Origin of the sequence: Clostridium aminobutyricum, from assembly GCF_017255415.1 — a bacterium.
Lineage (GTDB): Bacteria > Bacillota > Clostridia > Peptostreptococcales > Anaerovoracaceae > Aminipila > Aminipila aminobutyrica.
Genome location: NZ_JAFJZZ010000004.1, coordinates 93500 through 119433, shown reverse-complemented (window position 1 = coordinate 119433; position 25934 = coordinate 93500). Strand labels below are relative to the sequence as shown.

The 25934-nt window shown below is 39.7% G+C and carries 25 protein-coding genes; 14 read left to right on the top strand and 11 right to left on the bottom strand.

The genetic code is table 11. The features are described from left to right. Positions 1-13: 13 nt before the first annotated feature. The 13 genes from fliP to JYB65_RS10265 all read left to right on the top strand — a co-directional run bounded on the left by fliP (position 14) and on the right by JYB65_RS10265 (position 12155). Complete coding sequence (gene fliP / locus JYB65_RS10325) at positions 14-670, top strand: flagellar type III secretion system pore protein FliP (protein WP_206582595.1); 657 nt, start codon at positions 14-16, stop codon at positions 668-670. Positions 671-718: 48 nt separating this feature from the next. Next, entirely contained in the window at positions 719-985 is a 267-nt protein-coding gene (gene fliQ, locus JYB65_RS10320) for a flagellar biosynthesis protein FliQ (protein WP_206582594.1), read from the top strand. Positions 986-988: 3 nt separating this feature from the next. Then, a complete protein-coding gene (locus JYB65_RS10315; RefSeq protein WP_206582593.1) occupies positions 989-1765 on the top strand; it encodes a flagellar biosynthetic protein FliR in 777 nt (258 codons plus the stop codon). Positions 1766-1780: 15 nt separating this feature from the next. Continuing rightward, positions 1781-2854: a flagellar biosynthesis protein FlhB gene (gene flhB / locus JYB65_RS10310; protein WP_206582592.1), complete on the top strand. Its 1074-nt coding sequence runs from the start codon at positions 1781-1783 to the stop codon at positions 2852-2854. 55 nt (positions 2855-2909) lie between these two features. Next, entirely contained in the window at positions 2910-4322 is a 1413-nt protein-coding gene (locus JYB65_RS10305) for a hypothetical protein (RefSeq protein WP_206582591.1), read from the top strand. After that, on the top strand, positions 4309-4572 hold the full coding sequence (locus JYB65_RS10300) for an EscU/YscU/HrcU family type III secretion system export apparatus switch protein (RefSeq protein WP_206582590.1): 264 nt from the start codon (positions 4309-4311) through the stop codon (positions 4570-4572). The genes JYB65_RS10305 and JYB65_RS10300 overlap by 14 nt, the downstream gene beginning before the upstream one ends. A 53-nt stretch (positions 4573-4625) precedes the next feature. Further along, on the top strand, positions 4626-5180 hold the full coding sequence (locus tag JYB65_RS10295) for a hypothetical protein (protein ID WP_206582589.1): 555 nt from the start codon (positions 4626-4628) through the stop codon (positions 5178-5180). A 150-nt stretch (positions 5181-5330) separates the two neighbouring features. Then, positions 5331-6455, top strand: coding sequence for a phosphonopyruvate decarboxylase (gene aepY / locus JYB65_RS10290; RefSeq protein WP_206582588.1), 1125 nt, complete (start codon positions 5331-5333; stop codon positions 6453-6455). A 1-nt stretch (position 6456) separates the two neighbouring features. Beyond that, the gene (locus JYB65_RS10285; protein ID WP_206582587.1) at positions 6457-7161 is read left to right on the top strand and encodes a phosphocholine cytidylyltransferase family protein; all 705 of its coding nucleotides are present in this window, start codon (positions 6457-6459) and stop codon (positions 7159-7161) included. A gap of 24 nt (positions 7162-7185) precedes the next feature. After that, positions 7186-8310 carry a phosphonoacetaldehyde reductase gene (locus JYB65_RS10280; protein ID WP_206582586.1) on the top strand — a complete coding sequence of 375 codons (1125 nt, stop codon included), beginning with the start codon at positions 7186-7188 and terminating at the stop codon, positions 8308-8310. A 40-nt stretch (positions 8311-8350) separates the two neighbouring features. After that, the gene (gene aepX, locus JYB65_RS10275; protein ID WP_206582585.1) at positions 8351-9649 is read left to right on the top strand and encodes a phosphoenolpyruvate mutase; all 1299 of its coding nucleotides are present in this window, start codon (positions 8351-8353) and stop codon (positions 9647-9649) included. Between the two features lie 11 nt (positions 9650-9660). Continuing rightward, positions 9661-10185 (top strand): adenylyl-sulfate kinase, encoded by a 525-nt coding sequence (gene cysC, locus JYB65_RS10270; protein WP_342366655.1) that lies wholly within the window; start codon positions 9661-9663, stop codon positions 10183-10185. A 2-nt stretch (positions 10186-10187) separates the two neighbouring features. After that, positions 10188-12155: a hypothetical protein gene (locus tag JYB65_RS10265; RefSeq protein ID WP_206582583.1), complete on the top strand. Its 1968-nt coding sequence runs from the start codon at positions 10188-10190 to the stop codon at positions 12153-12155. 72 nt (positions 12156-12227) lie between these two features. On the opposite strand, the gene JYB65_RS10260 is transcribed toward JYB65_RS10265, so the two are convergent. Beyond that, positions 12228-13952, bottom strand: coding sequence for a flagellin N-terminal helical domain-containing protein (locus JYB65_RS10260; protein WP_206582582.1), 1725 nt, complete (start codon positions 13950-13952; stop codon positions 12228-12230). 329 nt (positions 13953-14281) lie between these two features. Here JYB65_RS10260 and JYB65_RS10255 point away from each other — a divergent pair, with 329 nt between their 5' ends. Further along, a complete protein-coding gene (locus JYB65_RS10255; protein WP_206582581.1) occupies positions 14282-15649 on the top strand; it encodes a Kelch repeat-containing protein in 1368 nt (455 codons plus the stop codon). A 131-nt stretch (positions 15650-15780) separates the two neighbouring features. On the opposite strand, the gene csrA is transcribed toward JYB65_RS10255, so the two are convergent. From csrA to JYB65_RS10205, 10 genes are all read right to left on the bottom strand, one after another. After that, the gene (csrA, locus tag JYB65_RS10250; RefSeq protein WP_206582580.1) at positions 15781-16017 is read right to left on the bottom strand and encodes a carbon storage regulator CsrA; all 237 of its coding nucleotides are present in this window, start codon (positions 16015-16017) and stop codon (positions 15781-15783) included. A gap of 3 nt (positions 16018-16020) precedes the next feature. Next, positions 16021-16467 (bottom strand): flagellar assembly protein FliW, encoded by a 447-nt coding sequence (fliW, locus tag JYB65_RS10245; RefSeq protein WP_206582579.1) that lies wholly within the window; start codon positions 16465-16467, stop codon positions 16021-16023. A 23-nt stretch (positions 16468-16490) separates the two neighbouring features. After that, complete coding sequence (locus tag JYB65_RS10240) at positions 16491-17093, bottom strand: DUF6470 family protein (protein ID WP_206582578.1); 603 nt, start codon at positions 17091-17093, stop codon at positions 16491-16493. A gap of 68 nt (positions 17094-17161) precedes the next feature. Beyond that, positions 17162-18184: a flagellin N-terminal helical domain-containing protein gene (locus JYB65_RS10235; protein WP_206582577.1), complete on the bottom strand. Its 1023-nt coding sequence runs from the start codon at positions 18182-18184 to the stop codon at positions 17162-17164. A gap of 14 nt (positions 18185-18198) precedes the next feature. Beyond that, the gene (locus JYB65_RS10230; protein ID WP_206582576.1) at positions 18199-20751 is read right to left on the bottom strand and encodes a FlgK family flagellar hook-associated protein; all 2553 of its coding nucleotides are present in this window, start codon (positions 20749-20751) and stop codon (positions 18199-18201) included. Positions 20752-20765: 14 nt separating this feature from the next. Beyond that, complete coding sequence (flgN, locus tag JYB65_RS10225) at positions 20766-21254, bottom strand: flagellar export chaperone FlgN (RefSeq protein ID WP_206582575.1); 489 nt, start codon at positions 21252-21254, stop codon at positions 20766-20768. Between the two features lie 23 nt (positions 21255-21277). Continuing rightward, positions 21278-21592: a flagellar biosynthesis anti-sigma factor FlgM gene (locus tag JYB65_RS10220; protein ID WP_206582574.1), complete on the bottom strand. Its 315-nt coding sequence runs from the start codon at positions 21590-21592 to the stop codon at positions 21278-21280. Positions 21593-21767: 175 nt separating this feature from the next. Beyond that, positions 21768-23930, bottom strand: coding sequence for a cell division protein FtsA (locus JYB65_RS10215; protein ID WP_206582573.1), 2163 nt, complete (start codon positions 23928-23930; stop codon positions 21768-21770). Positions 23931-24021: 91 nt separating this feature from the next. Continuing rightward, on the bottom strand, positions 24022-25098 hold the full coding sequence (locus tag JYB65_RS10210; RefSeq protein WP_206582572.1) for a protein-glutamate methylesterase/protein-glutamine glutaminase: 1077 nt from the start codon (positions 25096-25098) through the stop codon (positions 24022-24024). A gap of 12 nt (positions 25099-25110) precedes the next feature. Continuing rightward, positions 25111-25920 (bottom strand): CheR family methyltransferase, encoded by an 810-nt coding sequence (locus JYB65_RS10205; protein WP_206582571.1) that lies wholly within the window; start codon positions 25918-25920, stop codon positions 25111-25113. Positions 25921-25934 lie beyond the last annotated feature (14 nt).

Genomic DNA, 25934 nt, shown 5'->3' with positions numbered 1-25934 from the left:
AGGGAAAAGAAAGATGAATGACGCAATACTTTCGATCAATGGAACGGGCGTACAGACTCTGGAGATTTTGACCCTCCTGACGCTGGTAGGATTGTTGCCGTCCATATTGATTATGATGACATCTTTTACGAGAATCGTCATCGTGCTTTCGCTTTTGAGAAATGCATTGGGCCTACAGCAGACCCCACCTAATACTGTACTTATCGGTATTGCATTATTTCTATCTTTGTTTATAATGCAGCCTGTAATATCAGATATTAATACAAATGCATATGAACCTTATAAAGCGGGGCAGATTACACAGGAACAAGCGTTGGACAGCGCGGAAGTTCCTTTGAAACAATTTATGTTAAAACAAACCAAAGTAGAATCCTTAAATGTATTCTTGAACTTTGCAAAAATGGAAAGACCGGACAACTTGATGGATGTTCCTATGTATGTTGTTATTCCGGCTTTTATGACCAGCGAGCTTAGCAGAGCCTTTATTATGGGATTTCTGCTGTTCATACCATTTATGATAATCGATATTATCGTTGGAAGTGTACTGATGTCCATGGGTATGATTATGTTGCCGCCGGCGACGATTTCATTACCGTTTAAACTATTGCTTTTTGTTGTAATCAATGGATGGGAGCTTCTGTTTAGCACCTTAGTATCCAGTTTTAACTGACAAGGTTCATTAAAGAGGTTACAATAAAATTATTTGAATGGGGGAACAATGGGAGATTACTCACCGGTTTATGATGTATTAAGAGAGGGAGTCATTATAGCTACAAAGATAGCGGGACCGGTATTGCTTATCAGTATGGCAATCGGTCTTACGATATCCATTATTCAGGCAGCTACTCAGATTCATGAGCAAACCATTACATTTGTTCCGAAACTGCTCCTACTGGCTTTAATTTTAACGATGGCTGGTCCGTGGATGCTTGAGTTGCTTGTAGACTATACAAAAGAAATTTTCTCTGCTATGCTGGAGCTTTAAGACATGCAGCACTTTTTAGAACTTGACAATTTAAACGCATTCGGATTGGTATTTATGAGGATGCTTGGCTGTATCGTATTCAACCCTATATTGGGGAGAAGAAGTATTCCAAGGATATATCTGGTAGCGATGGCTTTGGTACTTTCGCTGTTGGTTTATACCTATTCTGATTTATCATCCGTAGCACCGATTAATTCCACCGTAGAATATATTGTATTATTATCAAAGGAATTTTGCGTTGGATTTGCAATAGGCTTCGTAGTAAGCCTTTTTTCGTATATTATTATTCTTGGCGGTGAACTGATGGACTTACAAATGGGATTTTCCATGTCCAAGATTTATGATCCTGCCAGTAATGTTTCGATGTCCGTATCAGCTACGGTATATAACGTTTTGTTTATACTGATGTTTTTTTCCGTGAACGGGCATTTAACGATGATGAAGTTATTTTTAGACCTTGAAAAGATAGCTCCTTATGGGCAGGTGCTCTTAGGAAATGATCTGGCGACCCAAATGATAGCGGTTTTTTGCCAATGCACCATACTCGCAATTAAGCTTGCAATGCCGATGATCGGGATGCAGTTTTTATTGGAAATGGGTGTCGGCATTTTGATGAAAGCGATTCCGCAAATTAATATTTTTGTAGTGAATTTTCAAGCAAAGATTTTCTTAGGCTTAGTCTTAATCGTTGCCATGTTTTCACCGATGATGAATTTTATTTCAGATTTGATAGAAGGGCTGTTCAATGCGATAAGTTCGGTAGCCCGATTGTTAGGATAGATGAGGTGATGAGGCTTGTCACAATCTAAAACAGAAAAAGCCACCCCTAAAAAACGTAAAGATGAGAGAAAAAAAGGGAATATAGCCAGCAGTAAGGATATTGTAAGCGTAGTATCGCTATTAGTTGTCTTTTCGGTATTAAAGATCATGCTTCCTTATATTTATGCAGGCCTTGATAACTTTTTTATATATATACTGGGGCAGACCGGCAAGGTAGACACGGTAGACTATCATGTGCTTGCAGGTATTCAACTGGAAACCCTCAAGTTATTAGCTATTGTGGTATTACCTATCTTGCTTATAGCTTCTTTAACCGCAATTGTTGCAACAGGATTTCAGACTCGGTTTTTATTTTCGACCGAGGCGTTAAAGCCTAAATTCAGCCGGTTAAATCCCCTTCAGGGATTTAAAAGGATGTTTTCGCTGAAGAGTGCGGTGGAATTGATAAAGGGGATAATTAAGATCCTCATTATCTGTGTAGTCCTTTATAAGTTTTTTATTTCACGAATTTATAATTTGATCCGAACGTTATACCTAGGAATCCCTCAATCGGTTGCTTATATTTTAGACTCTATCGTCATGATGGTCTACATGGTATGCATCATTTTTATCTTTGTCGCAGGACTGGACTACATCTATCAAAGATGGGATCATGAGCGACAGATGAAGATGAGTAAGCATGAGATCAAAGAAGAATATAAGCAGATGGAAGGAGACCCTCAGATAAAGGGTAAAATCAAGCAGAAGCAGCGGCAAATGGCCATGTCGAGAATGATGCAGTCTGTCCCTACGGCGGATGTTGTCATCAAGAATCCTACTCACTTTGCAGTAGCACTCAGGTACCATCCAGACTCGGACAGAGCACCGATTGTTGTTGCGAAAGGTCAAGATGAGCTGGCACTCCGAATTATCGCTGTAGCAGAAAATGCGGGGGTTCTGGTGATAGAAGATAAACCTCTTGCCCGGGCAATATATGCTACTGCGGAGGTCAAGATGGAAATCCCGTATGCATATTATACGGCCGTAGCAGAAATTTTTGCTTTGGTATACAGTACGAAAGAAAATAAAAATAAACCGAAAAGAAACTAAAATGATTTCGAGAACTTATTAATGTTAGTGTATAAAAATAAAAGGGGATTTGCTTATGGCTGATATGCTGCGGGTAACGACTCCGCTCACAGGGCAGGAGAAGACGGGCCAGATTCGATCGAATGTGCCTGACCATCATACGAATATAAATAATGTGGTGAACCCCAATAGGGTTGCTAAAGGTGACGGAAAAACTTTATATAATGAAAATCAAGAGAGCCGGTTTTCGCCGAATCTCAGGTCTAATTTTGACTCCTTTATGCAAAAGTTAGCCAGCATGCCTTCTATGTCGTCCGAAACGGCGAAGTTGTTTTTCTCTCGGTATGGCAGTATTGTGAATTCCGGCATGAATGAAGGAATTGCTTCAGAGATGGCGCAATATCTAGAGATGATGAAAGTCGGTGATCAAGAATTGCTGGCTCTTCTAAAAGGCATGCAAGGATCAGCGGTGAAGTTCACAGGTTCTTTTTTCGACATATTAAGAAACATTATGAATGGAACCAGCTCAAGCGATGTGAAAAATATGATATTGGAATTTCTTCGAAAATATGATGCCATTACGGCGAACAACCATACGTTGCAGAATCTCATTGCTAATTTGAATAATGTAGCGGACCGTATGAGAAAATCCTCTGCGGATGAATTGAGGGCCTTGATTGAAAAGTTAAATGCCCGGGCGGCGAAGGGAGATATCCAAGGCAATCTAGACATTATAAAAGGCGATATCATCCCCCTTTTATCCAAATATATGGCTCAAACGAAAGATTTCGGTTCGGTAAGGGATAATATCAGTTTATTTGTCTTGAATTTAGTTCGTTATGAATCCGGCAGCAAGGAAGGCTTTTCGGATGCACTAAATAATTTGCTTTCTATGCCCGAAGTCGGCTCGAAGGTAAACAACAGCATGGTGGCGGATTTAGTGGACGGAATTTTTGCCAATATGGGTGCAGATCAGGCAAGATTGCTATCGGATCAATTATTGAACATATTGACAAAAGGGTTGAACGGACAAGCCGGATATCAGAATACAATGGTTTTCGAAAACATTCTTCAGTCTGCTTTACTGAATCAGAGCGTTTACATGCCATTGCTACATATGATGCTGCCGGCAGACTACAACGGCAGGCAGATGTTTTCTGAGATTTGGGTAGATCCGGACAACAGGGACGGCAATTCAGTTGAAGGTGGAAATGCAGTAAAATTACTTGTAAAGTTTGATATCAAAGAGGTAGGCTTTTTTGAAATGATTATGCTTGTGCAAGACAGCAAGGTTGATATGCAGCTTTTCTATCCGGAAGCGTTGGAACCGATGCGCTCCCAAATTAAAGATAATATTTTTACTATTATAGAGCGAAACGATTTGAAATTTCGGTCCTATATGGCCGAAAAGTGTGAAAAACCGAAACCCATATCCGAAGTGTTTCGTAAACTTTACGAGGGGAGGAATATGATTAATGTCACAATATAGCTCTCAAAAGGCAGTTGCCTTAAAATATGACGGTAAAGATACGGCCCCGATTATTGTGGCTTCCGGTCTGGGGTATATGGCAGAAAAAATTGTTGAAGTTGCCAATCAATCCGATGTACCGGTGTATGAAGATACCTCTCTTGCAACAGTACTTTCCCAACTGGAACTGGGGGCAAGGATCCCGGAAGAGGTATACAATGCCGTAGTAGAAATTTACGTCTATTTTCTGAACTTTAAGATGGATAAATAAGTCCGAATGGCCTTTTCTTTTTATACTAATTTCATTTAAGAAAGGAGTGCACGATGGATATTCCTTCGATTAACGCTGGATTCAACAGCGGAAGCCTTAAAAACTATGAAAACTCACAGTTTACAAAAACCGCCGACTCCAATGTTGCAGGACAGGCTGGAGCTGCTCAGAGTTCTGTTTTCGCCCCGGTTGATAAAGATGTTGATACCAATCTGCCGGTCAATGGAACGGAAAGTGCTTCTAGCACGAATAAGATCAAAGACGGTGAGTGTCAGACCTGCAAGAATAGAAAATATCAGGATGAATCCAACGATTCCGGGGTTTCTTATCAAACACCGACGAAGCTTGGAAACAATGTAGCCTCTTCGGTAAGGGCTCATGAGCAGGAACACGTAAGCCGAAATCAAATGAAGGCAGAGCAAGAAGACAGAGAGGTTGTTTCACAGACTGTTATGTTGCACACTGCTGTCTGCCCGGAATGCGGAAAGACCTACGTATCAGGGGGAACAACAAGAACGGTGACAAGAGCTGATCAATCCTCTCAAGAACCACAATATAATGCGATTCCGGATACAGGAAAAGGCGGGAATTTGGACATCACCGTATAATTGAAGAATTTGAGGCTCTATCACCGAGAGTGCATGAAGTGAATAAAAAATTATACTAAAGGAGCCCTCTGCTATATGAGGGTTTTTGCTTATTTTTAGACGAAAAATGTCGATATAAATGGAAAGATTATTTTATTGAGGAAATTGACTATGGATGTAAACAAACTCATTGATATGATAGATGAGAGCACCTTTTTCACAGGGGTGCCCGACTCACAATTAAAGGCGCTATGCGATTATCTTCATGAGAAGCATGGGATATCTAGCCAACATATAATCGCTGCGAATGAAGGAAACGCCGTAGCTTTGGCAACCGGATTTCATCTGGCTACGGGCAAAACACCTGTCATCTATATGCAGAATAGCGGTATAGGCAATGCGATAAATCCCATAGCCTCATTAACCAGTACTGATGTTTATGCTATTCCGTGCATCTTTATTATAGGTTGGAGAGGTGAGCCCGGCGTAAAGGATGAACCACAGCATATAAATCAAGGAAATATTACCTTGGAGTTACTAAATGTATTGAATATAGAGACAATGGTAATAGACAAAGAGACCGCTATCAATCAGATTAAAGAGAAGATGAATTCCTTTGAGAAATTACTGGAGAAAGGTCAAAGTGTTGCTTTTGTTATAAAAAAGGACGCTTTACATTCCGAAGGAAAAATAAATTACAGTAATAGCTTTGAAATGACGAGAGAAGGAATATTGGAACGGCTTGTAGCGGAAACCAAAAATGATATCATTGTTTCAAATACAGGCAAAGCATCAAGAGAAATATATGAAATAAGAGAGAGAAACGGGCAAGGCCATCAATATGATTTTTTAACGGTTGGTTCCATGGGGCATTGCTCATCCATTGCTTTGGGCATAGCCCTGCATAAACCAAGCAGTAAAGTTTGGTGTGTAGATGGTGACGGGGGATTGCTCATGCATCTTGGAGCCCTTGCAGTAATTGGAGCCAGCAAGCCGGATAATCTGAAATATGTCGTTATTAATAATGAAGCGCATGAATCGGTAGGTGGCATGCCAACTGTTGCTCAACATATAAATATCCCTCAAATTGCCCTTGGATGCGGATTTTCTGAAGCAATTAGTGTGAAAACGTATGACGAATTGGAAAAAGCCCTTCATGATGCAAAAAAAGCAGACAAACTTATATTAATTGAGGCGAAAGCCGTCATTCGTGCAAGATCGGATTTAGGAAGACCTCAAACCACACCAAAGCAAAATAAAGAAGAGTTTATGCGATATTTAAAGGAGTATAAATAGAATGAAAGCGCTAATCTTAAACTCTGGCAGAGGAAGCCGAATGGGTGAGCTGACCTACGAACATCCTAAATGTATGACTGAAATCTCTGACACAGAAACGATCTTAAGCAGACAGTTAAAACAACTTTATACACTTGGTATTAATGATATCGTCATAACAACAGGCTATAAAGCAGAACGGCTAATAGACTATGTTAAAGGACTAAATTTAAAACAAGATTACAATTTTGTACACAATGATCGATATGAAAATACCAACTATATATACTCCATCTATTTAGCCAAAGAACAACTGGGAGATGAGATTCTATTTATGCATGGGGACTTGGTTTTTGATTTTGAAGTGATTCAAAACCTGATCGAACAGGAACGTAGTTGTATGGCTATTAGTTCAACCTTGCCACTGCCGGATAAAGATTTTAAGGCGGTAGTTTTCGATAATAAAATTGAAAAAATCGGTATAGAATTCTTTGAACATGCTTTGGCAGCGCAGCCTTTATATTTGTTAAAGGAAGCGGATTGGTTGAAGTGGCTAAATAAAATGGAAGAGTTTTGTCGCAACGGAGAAGATAATTGCTATGCAGAAAAAGCTTTCAATGCTATTAGCAAAGAACTAAACCTATTTCCTTATGATGTAGAAGATAGGCTTTGTAAGGAAATCGATAATGAACGGGATTTGATCACCATTAAAAAATTATTGCGATAACGTGACAAAGACAGCGAGGTTAAAATGGAATACAAATCATTTTGCAAAACGGAGATCATTTGGGAACAAAAACAGTATATCATTCAGCAGTTAAAATCATTGGAAAACGATAAGTTAATTCTTTTTGCCAGTGAAAACGATCTAAGCAGCTGGGGGCTCCTTGAAGAGGTACATGCTATTCAGAATAAGAACATCTTGTGGATAAAAGAAAGATTTAAATTTCTTACACAAGATGGAATTTTTCAGGTGATTAAAGAGATTAAAAAGCATAATTTTGAGCCAACGATAATCATGACAATAGGTGGCGGCACGTCTATAGACTTAGCAAAAGCAATCAGTGCTTTATTCTATATGAACTTGAGTACCCCAGAGGAAGTATTGTCTACCATTAAGGATAAAAAATATAAAGAGAATTATAAAACACTGGACATAATCGCTATTCCCACCACATCCGGAACAGGCTCAGAATTAACTCAGTGGGCAACCGTTTGGGAGACCAATGGAAAGGGAAAGTTCTCTATTGATGATATTGCCTTAAGCCCAATAAAAGCCATTATGATTCCGGAATTAACGGTAACGCTACCGAAAAGAATCACGTTGGCTACTGCGTTAGATGCCTTAGCCCAAGCCATTGAAGCCTATTGGAGTAAAAATACAAATTTTTTGATAAAGGATATTGCTTTAAGGAGCGTGGAACTGATAACGCATAACTTATCAGAAACCTTGCAAGACCCTACTAATATACGGTTGAGAACGAATCTGATGAGAGCATCGTTGCTCTCCGCTTTAGCATTTTCAAATACGAGAACAACAGCCTGCCACTCCATCTCCTATCCGATCACTCAGCATTTTGGTGTGGAGCACGGGTTCGCAGTCGCTTTGACTTTATCAGAAGTAGCAAGGTTGAATGAAAAAAATACGGAAGATATCGATCAATTATATAAAGTATTTGAAGAATTTTCAGGAATAAGAAATTGGATCAACAAAGTGTGTGAAGGAATCGTTCAATTAAATTTAACGTACTTTGGCATTCATGAAGAGGATATACCTTACATCGTTGAAAGGGCGTTTACGGCCGGACGTATGGACAATAATCCGGTAGATTTAGAGCCTAAAGATGTAGAAGCTATTTTACGTAAAATATTATAACTAACAGAACAGTTAATGCGTGTCAGCGAAAGGGGAAATAATGGCTAAAAAAGTGTTTATGAGTTGCAGTTCGGATATATTGCATTATGGGCATATCCGGATATTTGAGAAAGCGGCGGAGTTAGGTGAATTAACAGTTGGCGTATTGACGGATCATGTAGTTGCTCAATATAAAAGAATCCCTTTAGTGCCTTTTCAGGAAAGAATTAATTTAATAAAATCTTTATCTTGTGTAACCAATGTTGTAGAACAGGATGAATTAAGTTATAAAAAGATTATAGAACAACTTAAGCCTGACGTTATAGTCCATGGTGACGACTGGGTAACAGGAAAACAAGCAAGTTTAAGAGAAGAAGTTATGAACTTAGTTAGCAGCTATGGCGGACAAGTGATAGAGTTCCCTTATACAAATGACATTAACATCAATGTGTTGGAGGGACGTTTTGCGGAAAGATACACGGTACCGGAAATTAGAAGAGGGATGTTGAAAAAACTCCTTAAATTAAAGAAGCCACTATCTGTCTTGGAAGCGCACAATGGGTTGACCGGTTTGATTGTTGAAAACACACAAGTAAACGTAGACGGTGGTATAAAACAATTTGATGCCATGTGGGTATCCAGTTTATGTGATTCCTCGTCAAGAGGCAAACCGGATATAGAGTTAGTGGATATATCGAAAAGAATTGAGCGCATCAATGAAATTATGGAGGTTACTACGAAGCCGATTATATTAGATGGAGACACTGGTGGGTTAGCAGAACATTTTGTTTATACTGTTCAGACCTTGGAGCGATTGGGCGTTTCCGCAATAATAATTGAAGATAAAATTGGCTTAAAAATGAACTCTCTCTTTGGAACAGAGGTGGAACAAACACAGGATACCATAGAGAACTTTAGTGAAAAAATTAAAAAAGGCAAACAAGCTCTTCGTACCAATGATTTTATGATTATTGCCAGAATTGAAAGCTTAATTCTGGGACAGGGGATAGAAGATGCCCTAAAGAGAGCGATAGCCTATGTGGAGGCAGGAGCAGATGGCATCATGATTCATTCCAAAGAAAAATCACCGGATGAAGTCTATGAGTTCTCGGAGAAATTTAAGCTTCGATTTCCAAATGTATGCCTCGTTGCTGTACCCACCACCTACAATACGGAAACAGAAGCGGCTTTAGCAGCTCATGGGTTCGATATTGTGATCCATGCAAACCACTTGCTGCGAAGTGCTTTCCCGGCAATGGAAAAGGTAGCCCAGAAGATATTACTTCATGGCTCAACAAAATGCGTAGAAGAGGATTGTATGCCGATAAAAGACGTTATCAGCTTCATTCCGTTAAAATAAAGGAGGCCATCGTGAACGAAAAAGGAAAAGTGTTTTGGATAACAGGGTTGTCAGGAGCAGGAAAAACTACCATTGGTAGGGCATTCAGAAAACTGCAGGATGAGAATAGAAAAGTGGTTTTACTGGATGGAGACCAACTCCGGGAAGTGTATGGAAATGACTTAGGTTACGAAGAAAATGACCGAAAAAAAATAGCAATGAGAAATATCCGATTATATAAATTGTTATCGGATCAAGGGATTGACGTGATTTGCTGCAATATTGGGATGTATGATGAGATTCGAGATTGGAACAGAAAAAATATAGAGAATTATATTGAAATATATCTAAAAGTACCGATTGAAGTGTTGGTGAAAAGAGACCAAAAAGGGTTATATAGCAGATGCCTAAAAGGAGAAATAAAAAATGTGCTAGGCTTAGACTTGGATTTCGAGGAGCCAAAAACACCAAACATGATTATTATCAATGATGGCTCTGAAACGCCAGAGACAATCGCTAAGCAGATATATCATACATTTTGTACGAGAGGAGAATAATCATGAAATCACTTGAGATTGCACAAAAGCTGGCAAAGCTGCAAATGGTGGAGGATGCCCAAAAAGCGTACATGCTCGTTTTAAAGGAAAATGGCCATCAAGACCCTTTAGTGGACTTTGAGGCAGCAGCTTATATTTTACTGACAGGTGGTGACGCAAAAGTAGCCTTTACGCAGCTAGTTCGATTATACAATAATGGAGACTTTCAAGAAGAAATCCTTGATATCATGACAAAGCACTTTTACATACCTGAAATAGCAAATAGGCAGAAACAATATGATATCAATGTAAAAAAATTATCCAAATACCCCTACCTGTTTCGTAAAGATTTTGTGAATTTTGTAGAATTGGATATTAAATTTTTCCCTTTCGGAGATGGCTTTGTGCCTTTTTATCCAGCGGAAAATCGATTTGGAGACTATGTGGATTTTAAGCGGAAAGTGATAGACCGTAACTTCTTTAGCGACTTAGAAAAGCCAATTTTTGAAAAGGACTTATATTCTCAATACCAGTTAGAATATTTATGGGATAATGTTCGGAAAAGCGAGTGGGTGGCAAAGGATAATCATATTTATATGCACTACTCCAATTGGCAAGTTTTTTGTGCGTATTTGCAGGTAGTTAATTTTAATCATTTGCTTACAGATGAAAAATTTGTATTTCTCATAGAAGAGGAAGCAGAACTATATCCTATAAACTTTTCAGAACGGTTTGGGATTGATTACAGCTCTTATTCAGTCAAGCCTATTGATGTGTCAGAAGTCACTAAATTGATCTGGCATGCACAACTGAGCGCCCATAACGGCGGTGACTTTTTTAATGAAGTCTTTGATAATCATCCAAATTTATTACTATTGCATTCCCTGATGATGGATAAGCTTGGAGAGGCACTAAAAGGATTAAAGACAAATATTAAGAAAAAACCCATCAACCTTGATCTTGAAATTGACGGAAAGACACATAAAATACCATTTGGAAACTATTTGAGATTCAAAAAAAATGTTAATGAGAAAGATGTATTGGTTGCTTATACGTTAGCTTTAGCCAGAGGATATAAATCCTTGGATGAAGGAGCAAGAATTGTACCGGCCGTGTTTCTTCAGCCTCATTTCCCGAATATCTTCTATGGCATCATACACGATAAACAAGATCGGGTAACACTTCACTCTGATGCATTGGAACAAATAAAAAATCAGCCGATATTTAAACAATTTAAATACATCAAAACGTTTATCCCTGTACGAAGACCTACAAGCAGTTACGCAGCCACCGTAAAGTTTAAGCTGGATCCCAGTCTTCAGAAAGAAAATGTGGTGCTTGACAATGTCATCGCCAACGTGGTGTTATCGTGCAATTTCAGAGTAGATAAGTCAGAAAAGCTGTATCAGGATTCCAGATTGGTTCGGTTTGAAGACGGCAAATTAAATCCAAAGGCAACTTTTACGGCGTTAGCTTCATTTCTAGATATTCCGTATACCGAATCCATGACCTACTGCTCAATATATGGAGAGAAAGACCAAGAAAGTTTCAAAGGAAATTCCATCGGGTTTGATCCTTCCTCGGTGTATAAAACATACGATGAGTTTGCGGGTAAAAATGAACGGTATCTGATTGAATATCTGATGAAAGATGCTTATGAAAAATGTGGATATGGATTCAATTATTATGATGGAGCAGAACCTCAGGATGAGCAACTAATAAATATTGTTGAAAACCTGGATAAACTTTATAGTGGGATTCGTGAAACTTGTTTAAAAACCGGACAAAATACGCCTGAGTTGGAAGGAAATGCGGAAAAGATAGAACGTGCCACAAAAGCATACCTGGAGCCGATCATAGAAATGAATAAAAACATAGCTAATGTTTTAAGCAAGGAATTATACTTTATAAATAACGAGGGACAGCCATTACAAATGATGGAATTGCTAAGACTGGATGAAAAACTTCTGGAGCAACCTTTATATCGATAAATTAAAATACCAATGAATATAAAAAGACGAGCGAATTGCTCGTCTTTTTTGATGTTCTTGCAATGAGAATGATTAACCCAATAACTGAAGAACGCCCTGTGGCAACTGGTTTGCTTGAGCAAGCATTGCCTGGGAAGCCTGGATCAGAATGTTATTCTTTGTGTATTGCATCATTTCCTTCGCCATGTCTGTATCTCTGATACGGGATTCAGCAGATGTCATGTTTTCTTCCGTTACACCTAAGTTGTTAATGGTGTGTTCCAATCTGTTCTGTACAGCACCGAGGTCACCTCTTGTGGAGGATACGGAGTTAATAGCCGTCTTAATCTTGTCGATTGCTTCAGATGCTCCTGCCTGGGTACTAATATTAACATCACTAATACCTAAAGATTTAGAACTCATGGAGTCAACGCTTACAGTAAGTTTATTAAACTTTTCAGCAGTATCACCGATCTGAAGCGTTAGGCCGCGGCCGCCGCCTACTTTACTGCTACCTGTGCCTAAACCTAAAGAAGAGGCAACTGTCTTATCACCGATATCACTAAAGCTGAAAGAAACACCCTCTACGTCACCAGTATATTTCACAACAAGAGCTCCGCTTTTGTCAAATTCTGCTGTAAAGTCATCTGAATCTAAGCCGGTTAAGCCGGAATCGGTATCTTTGACATTTTTAATTAAACCTAATGTAGTATTGTAGCTGCTAGCTGCAGCTCTAATAGCAGTTTGCAGGATTGTTGAAACGGTTGTTCCTGTTAGATCATCACCCTTCTTTATAGATGCTCCAGCTCCAAGCTTTACCTGACTCTTTACGCCGTTAATTGTCATGGTAAAAGTGTCACCAGATGCTAAAGCTTCACCGTTGTAAGTTAGCTTAGCGGTATTTTCTATCGCAGAATTATCTGTTGCTGCTGTACTACTCATTAGTGCGGCCCCTAAACTTGTAACAGTAGTGCCGGCAGCACTCGTTGTTCCTATAAAGGAGAACTCAGAATTTGCAGTTTTATCGGTACTAGCAAAAACAAAGTTTGTACCATCAGAAGTAATCTTTACAGAACCGTTAAGTCCCTGCTCTTTCATCTGAGCATTAAACAAATCAGTTAACTTAGTTGCCATATCCTTTGCCTGATCTGTAGATAATCCGGTTGTTGCAGCAGTAAGTTGATCGGCAATGGTTTTCGCATCACCCTTAGTCCAGTCTATCTTCAGTTTTTGACCATTAACAGAGAAGGTATCTGTTGCTGCAGCTACAGAGGCAACAGCCGCACCTAAACCTGCTGCATTAAAAGCCACGCCTTGTAGTGTAGCAGCAGCAGTCTTCGCGATGCTAGCACCTGTATAAACGGTACCACCGGCGCTACCGGCTACACCACCGCCAAGGGAACCGTCCAATAGGTTGATTCCATTATAGTTTGTTGAATCTGCGATTCTGTCAATTTCAGAAAGTAGGGAGTCCACTTCCTTCTGAAGGTTTGCTCTATCAGTCGCATCGTCAAAAGTTCCGTTAGCGGACTGAGTAGCAAGTTCAGTCATTCTGTTTAGCATGCTGTGTACTTCAGTTAACGCACCTTCAGCAGTCTGAACAAGGGAAATACCGTCGTTTGCATTGTCCTGAGCCTTCGATAAACCAGTGATCTGAGATCTCATTTTTTCGGAAATGGCTAATCCGGCAGCGTCGTCTCCGGCTCTGTTGATTTTGTAACCGGATGATAACTTTTCTAAGTTCTTGCCAATAGCGTTATTGTTGGATGCTAACTGTCTATTTGAGTTAATAGCAGCGATATTGTGTTGAATTCTCATTTTTATTTCCTCCTTGAAATAGTTTCGAGCAATCCTTTGCTCTTTCTCAATGATTAGTTGTCCAAGACGAGGGCATCAGTTCGTACGCAACCAACACCCCATTGTCTTATTACCTGATATATCGTAAAATTTGGAAGAAACTTAAGACTAAAAATAAAAAAAGAGGAAAAATATTTTTTAGATTGTTAACAAACCATAATCAGCCGAATTTTTAGTAATGATATAAAACTTTATTATATTATGGGACAATATAAAAATAAAGAATTGTAATTATATTGGTAACATGAAACAATATTGTTAAAATATACAACAAGAGAGAAGGAGAAAATATGAAACGATTTATAGCAATTATTATGACACTATGTTTAATTTTAGGATTATCCAGCGTTAGCGTATGGGCAACAGAGGCTGCAACTTGGCAATCGGAGACACCAGTGCCTGAAAAGACAAATCCAGCGGAGGCTTGTACAGTAGGAAATAAAATTTATGTGTTCGGCGCAATATCTTCAGGCCATACTGTAAAAATCTATGATACAGAAACCGATACATGGGCTATAGCGCAATCTATGCCTATATATAAGACGGGTTTTGGTTGTTCATTAGTAGAGGGGAAAGTTTATATCATTGGTGGTTCATCTAAATCTGTAGAAATCTATGATATTCAAACAGACACCTGGACCATGGGTCAACCTATGACTGTAACGAGGCAGCACATAAGCTCATCCGCAGTAGGGGATAAAATTTATGTATTTGGTGGTTCCGATGCAGGTAATAAGTGGTATACTACTGTAGAAATATATGACACACAAACAGACACATGGACTACAGGTCAATCCATGCCCACAAAAAGGGATCAACTCAGTACTGCAGCAGTAGGGAATAAAATTTATGTATTTGGTGGCTCCGGTGGAAGTGGAAATATTCTTGATAAAGTAGAAATCTATGATACACAAACCGATACCTGGACTACAGGTCAATCTATGCCTACAAGAAGATGTGCGTTAAGTTTATCAGTGGTAGGCAATAAAATTTATGTTATTGGTGGCTATAGCCCTTCGGAAAGTTATCTTGATAAAGTAGAAATCTATGATACACAAACTGATACATGGACTAATGGTCCATCTATGCTTACCAAAAGGCAGAATTTAGGAACTACAGCAGTAGGGGGTAAAATTTATGCTATTGGTGGCATTAACTCTAGTGGTGCCTTAAAAGTAGTTGAATCCCTTGATGTAAGTAATGAGATGCCTACTCCTTCTTTAGCCGTCTTACTTGAAGAAGGGGATACTGTTCAACTTAGCAACTCATACAATCTAAATAAGAATACTAATTACACATGGAGTTCTACAAATGAATCCGTAGCTACAGTTGACGGTAACGGAAAAGTAACGGCAGTATCTGCGGGCAATACAGATATTTATGTGCAAGATGCAGACGGTACCTTTAATGAATGCATTCCAATTAAAGTAGTAGCAGGAACTGACGTATTACGTTCTGCTGTACATTTGAAGATTGGAGAAACAGCTGCTTTATATGTAACAGATGATATAAGCGAAGTTACATGGAGCTCTATGGACGAAAGTATTGCAACAGTTTCATCTGATGGAGTGATTATCGGTATAAACAGGGGCTTGACCATCATTCAAGCAACTTATAACGGAGAAATGTATCAGATTTATGTTAGAGTAACTAGATAAAATATAGAATAAAGGATTACCCTACACTTTTTTCAATTTACTGAAAACAAAAAGGCTCAGCATACTAAAATTAGTTGTTGAGCCTTTACTAACATATTGAAAAATATTATAAATTCGAATAGTTCTGTTGATTATTTGTGATCTTTAAATAAATCAGCTATGTTGGAAATCGCCTCTTTTGAAGAAGCGGTGGTGGCAGATTCTTTATTAAGCTCTCCGGCATCTTTCAACTCTTTTCTAAGTATTTTGATCTCTCGGGGGGCATCGATGGCGATTCGAACTTTATCTCCGTTGATTTCAGAGACGGAAATCACGATGTCATCCCCCAAAAGGAACGCTTCCCCTTGCTTTCTTGTTAATATCAGCATACGCTATACCTCCTTTTCGGCAATCGGGTGGCGCATAGAATAGTTGGTATCTTCCAGTATAATTTGCTTTGCCAGGTTATTCTCAAGATTGATAAAAATAGGGCATTTTAAGTTGATCGTTGATTGTTTAAAATCTTCACGGATCACAGCTACACAGGTAACGGTATGCTTCGTTTCTTCGCCTAAAGAAATCTCTGCGAAGATCTTATCCGATACTTGATAAGGGTCGTAATTTGGCTGGATATAGTATGGATTCATGACAATAAGAGCAAGGTCTGAATCCTCTACGGATTGAAGGCACATGAGAAAATCTTCACTGCTTTCCTCAGTATCATCTTTAAAAGATAACAGCACGTATTGTGTATTATCTTCAAAACCAAAAACGCCTGTAGGGAATGTTATGATCTCATCTTCATGGATCGTGATATCCCCAAAATATTTTGTATTCATATAATTACCTCTAATTACCTCATTTATGCTTCTGTATCGATATAATCAGGAGCAGCGCTTGGCGGAACATAGAGAGGATCACCTACGTAGGTGACAATCACTTTCGGTCTTTGATTAATGACAAACTCGATATCTCCCGGAACGAACTCCAACGGCTGTTTGTTTTGTTTGAAGTCGAAATTTAGTTTATCCGTTTCGTATTTAATAGTCATATCACCGGGTTCCCAAGATATATCCGCCGGATGCTCAGGAATCCATTTAATGTTAGGGGTCTTATGTTCATTGTTTCCTAATCTTAAATCTGCAATTTGCTGGAAGGCATCCTGATTCAAATGAATGTTCAGAAGAATTTTCCCTTCTTGAGCATACTGAGCAGTCGCTTCGTATGCCGCCTGCTTCCCGTCTGAAGCAAATTTCTCCATATTGGCCTTCAACGTTGGATTGACGCTTTTTCGGGCCTCGTAAGTATCCACATTCAATTTGATTGGACTGCTTTTGATTTGCAAGCCTCCTTTGTCCGTTGTCATTTCCAACTGTGCTGTTGATTCAGTCGGCTGAAAACTTGCAGAAGTAGTTTTAAACTCAATAGAAATAGGGACTGTTTGAATCTCTATAAGCGGTTTCATTTTTATCCTCCTTGTAAAACACACACCTATCGATGATGGCATCCTTGCCAATACATTATTTTTTTATATTATTTCATAAAATCAATAAAAGAAATGGAAAGAATATTCGAGCTAGTCTTTAACACAGCTTGATACATATAGTCCACCATATTTAGATTCATGATGGCTTCTTCAGAATCAATATATTCCGCTTTGCTCGATTTCTCTGCCAAGTTATCTTGAACATCTTCCAATCTTGATTTTGTATATTCTAAGAAAGTACTTTCGCTGCCCACTTTCGTAATATTGTCCAAAACATTTTGCTTCTCTTCTAAGAATTTAGTAACGTAATCATTTAATTCAGAGGAAGAGCAGTTATCATCCAATTTGTCAGCAATTTGTCCAAGTAACAATACTACATTGTTAGACATTCCGTTGCTATCTGTGCCATAGCCTAAAACATTAAGACCAGGTGTTGCCGAATTATAGGCCGTTCCGCCGACTACTTCCCCGTTGGAAAACGAAAGGCCGAACCCTAGATCCGTGTATAGGCTGTCATTTGAAAGCTTTTTTAAAACATCCATAGCGTCTTCTGTCGTACCGTCAGGGTAGGTGAAAGAACCGCTGCCAGATACATCGACACCTCGGTACTTTAAAGAACCGTCAGTGCCTAGTTCAAACGGAACATCTGACACATCACTGCCGCCGAAAAGAAATTTGTCTCCGTACTTGGTATTCATATCCATGACAATAGTTTTCTGAACCGAACGGAGCTGCTGCGCTACAATTGATTTCGTATCGGTGTTGTTTGTTTCGTTCAATATGCCGATAAGACTGCTGTACACATCCTCCAAGGCCTTATTGACCTGTGTCATGCTGCTTTCTTTCGTCTGAAGAGAAGAAGTCACATCTTCTAAATTGGACAAATAGTCCTCTGTTTGGGCGGTTTGTCGCCTAAGCTGATAAGCTTGTGCAGCAGCAGATGGATTTTCAGAGCCCTTAAAGAATTTTCGGCCAGTCCCTACTTGCTTATTAACATAATTCATGCTGTTCAGTACATTGCTCACTCGAGCGGTATACTGACGAGACATCATTGTTTGTGTCACTCTCATATTCCATCTCTCCTTTATCTGCCTACAACGCCCATTTCAATGATTTTACCTACGGCTTCATCAAGCGTAGTCATTAATCTGGCTGCTGCATTATAGGCTTTTTGATACTGCATCATGTTAATTCCTTCTTCGTCTATTGAAACCGATGAAAGGGCATCCCTTGAATTCTGAATATCAGATAAAACCGTGGTGTGATTTGCCAGCAAATTGCTTGTACTGCTCACATCAAGAGAGAGTACATTGCTGATATTTGTCAGAAACTCTTGGAATGTTCCGTTGTAAAGGAAACCATTGGTACGAGCCTTTAAGCTGGAGGTTGCATCCAAGGTCTTTCCGTCCGCTTCATAGGCGATCGCCTTTTCATTGGCAACTTTCACGACATAATTGCCTTGGGAATCTTTCGTGAGTGTTTGACCTCCATAGGTGTAAGTGCCGTCTCCGTTCTTGGTTATATCAGTAGATGGATCGATGCTGCCTGTTATGTTTCCATCTGCGTCGAGCAAATTACCTTCCGAATCAACAAGTTTTAAGGTGTAATTTCCTGCTGAATCTCTTCCGTTTGCGAATACTGCACCACCGGTAGAGTAAGTGCCGTCTCCATTATCGGTTATCGTAAGCACGTTGGCCTTTAAAAGCCCGGTGGATGTATCATAATCGATCAGATTTTTATCGGCGACCTTGGTGCCGTTCAACGTATAATTTCCGTCAGAATCTCTTCCATTTGCGAAGATGTCACCGGATTGATTCAAATAATTACCGTTTGCATCCTGAGCGACAATCGTACTGGTTTTATAGTTATATTTAGAAGAAAACGCCGAAATCATCAGAAGGATGTTATCATTAGCTCCGGTGGATCCGTCTGTGGTTGTTTGCTTGGTAGCGGTAATACCGTATTTTCCTGTCAGCCAATCATTTGCAATCTTAATGTTGGAGGCTGTGATGGTATCGGAACCGTCTGAAGTTTCAAATAGGGGACGGGAATCCGTTATATTTGCATAGCCGCCATCCGTTGTGGTGTACATACTGTTTAACAAGTTTAATTTGGATGCAAATTGATTCGCCAAAGAATTCAACATCTCTTCATAGTATCCGATCCCTCTGACTTCGTTATTGTTATAATCAAAAGTGCCTTTGCTGTTTAGCATGTCCAAGGTTCCTTTGAGGGCGCCTTGGGATTGTACTTTATTGGCTGTGGTACTGGTGAATGTGGTACCTGCATTGATTAAATCCGCTTTTGTCAGTTTTGTTCCGGCAGATTGAGACACAAGAGATTGTGTCGTGCTGTCCGTATTTAAAAGCGTAATACTATAATCTTTAATATCAATATTGCCGTCGAAATTCGTATCGGTAGAATTCTCAATATGGACATTAGATCCGAAAGCATCAGTTAATACTGCTTCACTTGCTATTCTATTCGTAAGAAGCTTATCTGCCTTTTCCAAGTCACTAATTTTAGTTTTTAAGCCTGCAATCGTTTGACCAAGAGTTTTCTTAATTGCCGGATCAGTCTCTGCATCATATAATGCCTGATTGGTAACCAGAGCTGATTTAGCAGTTGTTAAGTCGGCAGCATAACTATCTGTGTCTGTACCATGTGCAGTGAAAATAGTAGCGAGCTGGTTATTGATCGTTGAAATACTGCTGATCGCTTGGTTTACCTTATCTAAAATCGTTTTAGCCTGAATGTCTGAATTGTCTATCGTAACAACTGCTTCCTGAAGTGTATTGCCTGATGCATCCTTTTCTCCCGGGAGAGCTGCCGAGAATTTAGCGGCGGCATTGTTATATACGAGCTGGGTTTTGCTGCCGTCAGCCCCAATCATACTGACATAAATATCATTCACAGAGCTTCCGTTAGGCAGGTCACTTTTTTTATAAGTAACATCTAGTTTTACATAGGAGGAAAGCTCGTCCAAAAGGAGATTTCTTTCATCCTTTAGTTCCAAAGCAGAGCCTCCGGCCACTTCTTGAGATCGTATACTTTCATTTATATTGGCGATATTGGTTAATAAGTCATTCACTTTATTAACGGTAACCTCTTTTAATTGGTATTCTTGTTCTTCTCGAACAGTACTTAGCTGACTGGCGTATTGCCTCAATTGATTAACTAATGTACTGGCCGCATCTCGTACAATGCTGTCAAATTCGGAACTGTTGGCGTTGCCGCTGAACGACTGAAGCTTAGAAATAAGGTTACTGAAACTGGTCATTAAACCGGAAGACTCTATTTCATCAAAAATGAGCTCCATGTCTTCCATGCAGGCGGCTTTGGCATCTTGCTCCCCTACAGCACTAGACTCGCGTCTGAATCGTACGTCGAGAAAAGGATCACGAATCTGCGATATGCCACCGACAACAGAACCTTGACCGACTAAACTGCTGTTTATTATGCTGGCATATTTATCTCCATATCCGGCAGCAGAAGACGCATACGTATCGGCACGTTGCCTCGTGTAACCGGTTGTGCTGATATTGGAAATGTTTTGACCTGTCACATCAAGCTGCTTTTGTGCGGTATTTAAACCCCTTAATGCAGTTGTAAAAGAATAGAATGTAGAACGTAACATGGATGTTCCCTCCGTTAAACTTTTGTCGATTGAAATCTGCCGGTTTGTATGCCTGATGGATGAAGCGGTTCCCCGGATGTACCGTAGGTATTGTTAGTAAAATCGGTCTTACCGCCTAGTTTTTGTATCACATGATCTATAATATGAGATTTAACTTCTATATGAGATCGGATGGTATTGATGATTTGCCTAAACTCATTTGTCTTTGAAGATAAGATTTGATAGGCTTCCTGCATTTCATTTCCTTCAGCTCCATCCATCTTTTCAATGATTTGTTTATATGTTAAACCTGTTACCCCGCATTTTTCTTGAGCGGCTTCCCGTTTTTGATCCAACCCTCTAAGCTGAAGAAGATAGACCTGTTCCTCTTTCATGTACTTATTGAGCAGTTCTATATCCTCGCGGGAAATAACATCTAATTTTTCTTGTTCAAAAGCAATCAGTTTATCCATCAATTGGATATATTCATCAATGACCGATTGAATCTCTTTATAATTTTCCATATCTATTCCTCCTATGAAATAAACTATATATCGCTATCAGCTAATAAAATCTTTTTAGCTATTTCATTGGCGTTGATTTCATATTCTCCTTTGGCAACCTGATCAGAGATTGAATTCAATTCCTGTGGTGAGATGCTTGCCTTTACCTCAGAAGAAATCTGGTTTCTTAAAGTGTTGATAAATTGATTTTCGGCAATCGTGTCTTTAGAAGCATTGCTAATGGTAATGGTATCAACACTTTGGGCTTTATTTTTAAGCGCTGCAGGCTCCATATTATTGGGTTTTTGAATTGTTTTTTTCTCGATTTGAGAATTGAAATAATTTCCTGTGATCTTCATAAATAAACACCTCATTTGGTTTGCTTAGTAGAGTAATTTTTTTAAAACTCAATAATTATATCGACATGATAATAAAATAATTAATATTTAGAGAAAAAATATTTTGATGAACAAAAGAGGGACTGTCTCAATTTCAAACTTTTGAGACAGCCCCTCGAAATCATTTGATTCCGTTTTAGAGTCCTATCAGATCATCGCTCCAGCAAATAATAACAGAATCACCGTCATTTAAAGGATCCGCATAGTTGGCATCCCGGCCATTGATTTTTAACACAATTTCACCGCGTGGATTCGCCAAGTCAATTTCAATATACCGTAGCAGGTACATTAAGATGTAAGGTTCATCACCCTCCTGAATCAACTCTTGCGCTTCTCCGTTTAACTTGATTCGCAGCACCAGTGGGGCAGGGGAGTCAGATTGCTTCTCTTCGACTTCGAGCCTCTCGAAGTTTGTTGCAGGTTCTGATGCCTCTATGATCGTGCTTGTTTCAGAGTCGGCTAACAAGAGCGATACGGTGGACTGTTGAATGGCGTGGGAATAAATTTTATCCATCTCAACGTTCTCGTAATGGATGTTAGGGGATAGATTATTTAATTCGATCGTGGGCACGGATACAGGCTCTGAAATTAAAGAAGAGACTGTCGCTGCCAGAGAATCTATTTCCTGAACGGGTTCGGCATTTCGCTCCGCTGCTTGGACCGGTTGTCCCGCTGGGAGTACCTCTTGGGGCATTTCCCAGGTCATGAACACTTTAATGTGATCCATATAATTAATTTTTCTTGCAGTATATTGATTCGGTTCAATTTCCACCCCATTAACGGATACTTGAGCTACCTCCTGGAGATCAAGTTCTGAAAGAGCTTGTGCAATGGTCATAACAGGAGGCAAACCATTTTTAGCCATGGTTACTTCAATGATATCCCCTTGCTTAATTTCAGCTTCTATAGTAGAAGGGGAGCCGTTGACCAGAATCTCGCCGGGAACACCTAACGTTCCTTTCACGGTTTCTTTCACTCCGTTTATAACATACACAAGATTTGGCGCGGTAAGTCCAATCAAGCCTGAGGGTTTAATTCCTGCTAACATCAATGCATCGATTACCTTAATGGTTTGATGGTTGAAGAGCATGATACGTTTTCCGTTCACCGTGATGGAAAAGAAATCACAACCTCGATATAAAGAGGAAACAATACCGATACCTATCGGTGTGACGAAGGTTGGGCTATACAAGGATTCACTGAACAAGGATAAATTGTTCTCCGTATTTGCAATACCAATTGCCACTCTATTCGGAGGCATACCGAGTTTTTCCGCTACTGTTTTACATAATCCTCTGAGCTGGCTTCCTCCGCCGACAAGGAATACCGCCGCGGGAGCGGAGCCGTTGATCAATATGATACGTTGGCTTATTGCATCACAGAGTGCATCAATAGAGGGTTTTACCGTTTCGTAGGCTTCGTCCGGTGTCAACGTAACCTGATTGCCGAGGATGTCCCGAAAGCCGATGTTTTCATCACCGTTCAGACCTAATTTAATCCGTTCAGCGGTGGCAAAATTAGTCAAGTAAGTACGCATAATCGATTCTGTTATTTCATCACCTGCGGTCGTTACCATATCGTAAGCAATCACGCTTCCATCTCGGGACACGGCAATATCGGAAGTACCGCCGCCGATATCGACCAGTGCAATATTTAAAAAACGAACATCATCCGGGACCACGGCATGAATAGCTGCAATAGGTTCCAAGGTCAGATTGTCTACTTCAAGTCCGCATCTGGAAGTAACCGCATATAGACTGATTAAAACACTGGAAGGAAGGAAGGCAGCGATAATATTAGTGACTGCTTTGCTTCCTTTATGACCTTCCAAATTTTTTATTGGGTAATTATCAAGCAAATATTCGGTTACACTGTACCCTACACAATAATAGTTTTTGCCGCCGGCCTCTAGGTTTGCGGCTTCCTCTAAAAACGTTTGCTGTGCTTTCTCTATAGCGCAATACTCCATATATTGTACGAGTTTTTCGCTGATCGGATCACTTTCAATAAGATCATATGAAAAGGAGGCGGGAGCTGTTCGAAGAGCACGTCCAGCTGCAGCGATGGAAACCTTTTTAAAGGCTTGTCCGGTTCGTTGTTCTAGCTTTGCCTTTACATTCCCGACAATCCTTGCCACTAAATCAATATCTTCAATTTGACCGTCACGCATCGCACGCTTTTCGTGAAATTCCTGTTCATAATCCAACACATTAAATTTACCATCCTTTAAGGCACCTACGACACCTACGACGGATCGGGTACCAATATCTAGGGCAAATACGATCTTTTTCTCCTCCATATCAGGTCTAAACTCCTTTCCAACTTAAATACAGCCACTAAAAGCTATGAAAGCAAAGAAGTGGCTGTTATTAACCTTTACAGGTTATTGATTAACTTAAATTACTTAAATATTTCATCAGCAAGTGAGCAATTTCTCGATTACTTGCTTGCACCATAACAGCTCCGATATTTTGTGCAACCATTGGCATGCCATAAACAACACAGGATTCTTGACTTTCACCAATGGTATAAGCACCTTTTTTGCGCATTTCAAGCAACCCTGTTGCACCATCTTTACCCATACCCGTCAGGATAATCCCTATGTTTTTTTTCATGGATTCTTTGGCTACCGAGCTAAATAACACATCGACGGAGGGGCAATGACCGCTCACCTTTTCTTTTCCCGTGCAGCGCAGCTTATGTCCTCCGGCCCATCGGATAAGTTCCATTTGGTAATCACCGGGAGCAATATAAACCGTACCCGGCATGACACTGTCTCCGTCTTGTGCCTCTTTCACGTTCATGGCACATATTTTATTTAACCTTTCGGCATAAAGCTTTGTAAATCCGGCAGGCATGTGTTGAACAACTAAAATAGGCGGAACTTGTGCGGGCAATTGCTGAAGAACTGCCAGTGTTGCTTCTGTACCGCCTGTGGATGCACCGATCGCAATAATCGCCGAACTTGCAACGGATTCGGAATATTTTGCTCCTATAATCGGAGCGGCGGGTTTTGGCGGTACGGCTGCTCCCGGAGCTGCGGATCTTATTGGAGCTGATTTTGAGACTTTAGCGATGGCAGCAATGCGTATCTTAGAAGCTAGTTCATCGATAAAGGCTTCCGGTGAAGTGATATTTGCATCCGGTTTTTTTACAATATCGACGGCTCCTGCTTGAAGTGCATCAAATACGCTTAGATCGGCAGCACTTACTAAAATAATGGGTAAGGCAGAAGTCGTCATCAATTTTTTTGTTAGCTCAATACCGTTCATTCTTGGCATTTCAACATCTAGACTTAAAACATCCGGTTTAAGCTGCTGGATTTTATCTTGTGCATCGAAAGCATCTCGAGCAATACCGATGATTTCGATACCTTCTTTTTTTGAGAGATATGCATTAATGAAGGTTCTGAATACGGGCGAATCATCACATATCAAAACTCTTATATTTTTGCCTTGAATCCCCATATAATATCCTCCTTATAGCGGCTTTCTGTAAGTCGCGGGCATTATGTATTGGAACTTTGACTCGTCTCTGTCTACTGTTTCAGAATGCCCAATCAGCAGATACCCACCGGGATTTAATGCATCGTAGTACCGCTGGATTAAGGCAGCCTTTGTAGGCTTATCAAAATAAATCATCACATTTCGACAAAATATTACGTCAAACTTTAATTTAAACTGAATAGGCTCCATTAAATTAAAGGTTTTAAATATAACGTTTTTCCTTAATTCTTCAGTAACTTGATAACCGTTATCTTTTTTTATAAAATAAGCACGTTTCCATGGTTCAGGGATTGATTTCAACGCCTCTTCTGTATAGAAACCCCTTGTTGCTTTGCCTAGGGCATTTTGTGAAATGTCCGTAGCTAACAGCCGCGTATCCCATTTTCCCGGCTTATTTTTAAAATGCTCTTTTAAAATGATCGAAAGGGTGTAGGGCTCTTCGCCAGACGAACAGCCGGCACTCCATATACTGAGGACACCATTTTTCTTCGTTCCTTCTAAGAAGGGGAGAATCGTATCATTAAAAAAGGCAAAATGATTTTCTTCACGCATAAAAAACGTATGATTGGTCGTCAGTTTATTTAACATCATTTCAATATCGCTGGGATTTTTGGTCGTTAAAATATGATCTACATATTCCGTGAAACTCCTATATCCCTGAGCAGCTATGTAGTTCGATAATCTGCCTTCAATCAAAACCTTTTTTGCTTTTAGGTTAATGCCGTAATTTTTGATTACGAAGTCGGTTAATCTAATAAAATCATTTTCGGAAATTGTAAGCATAAAACTCTCCTAAA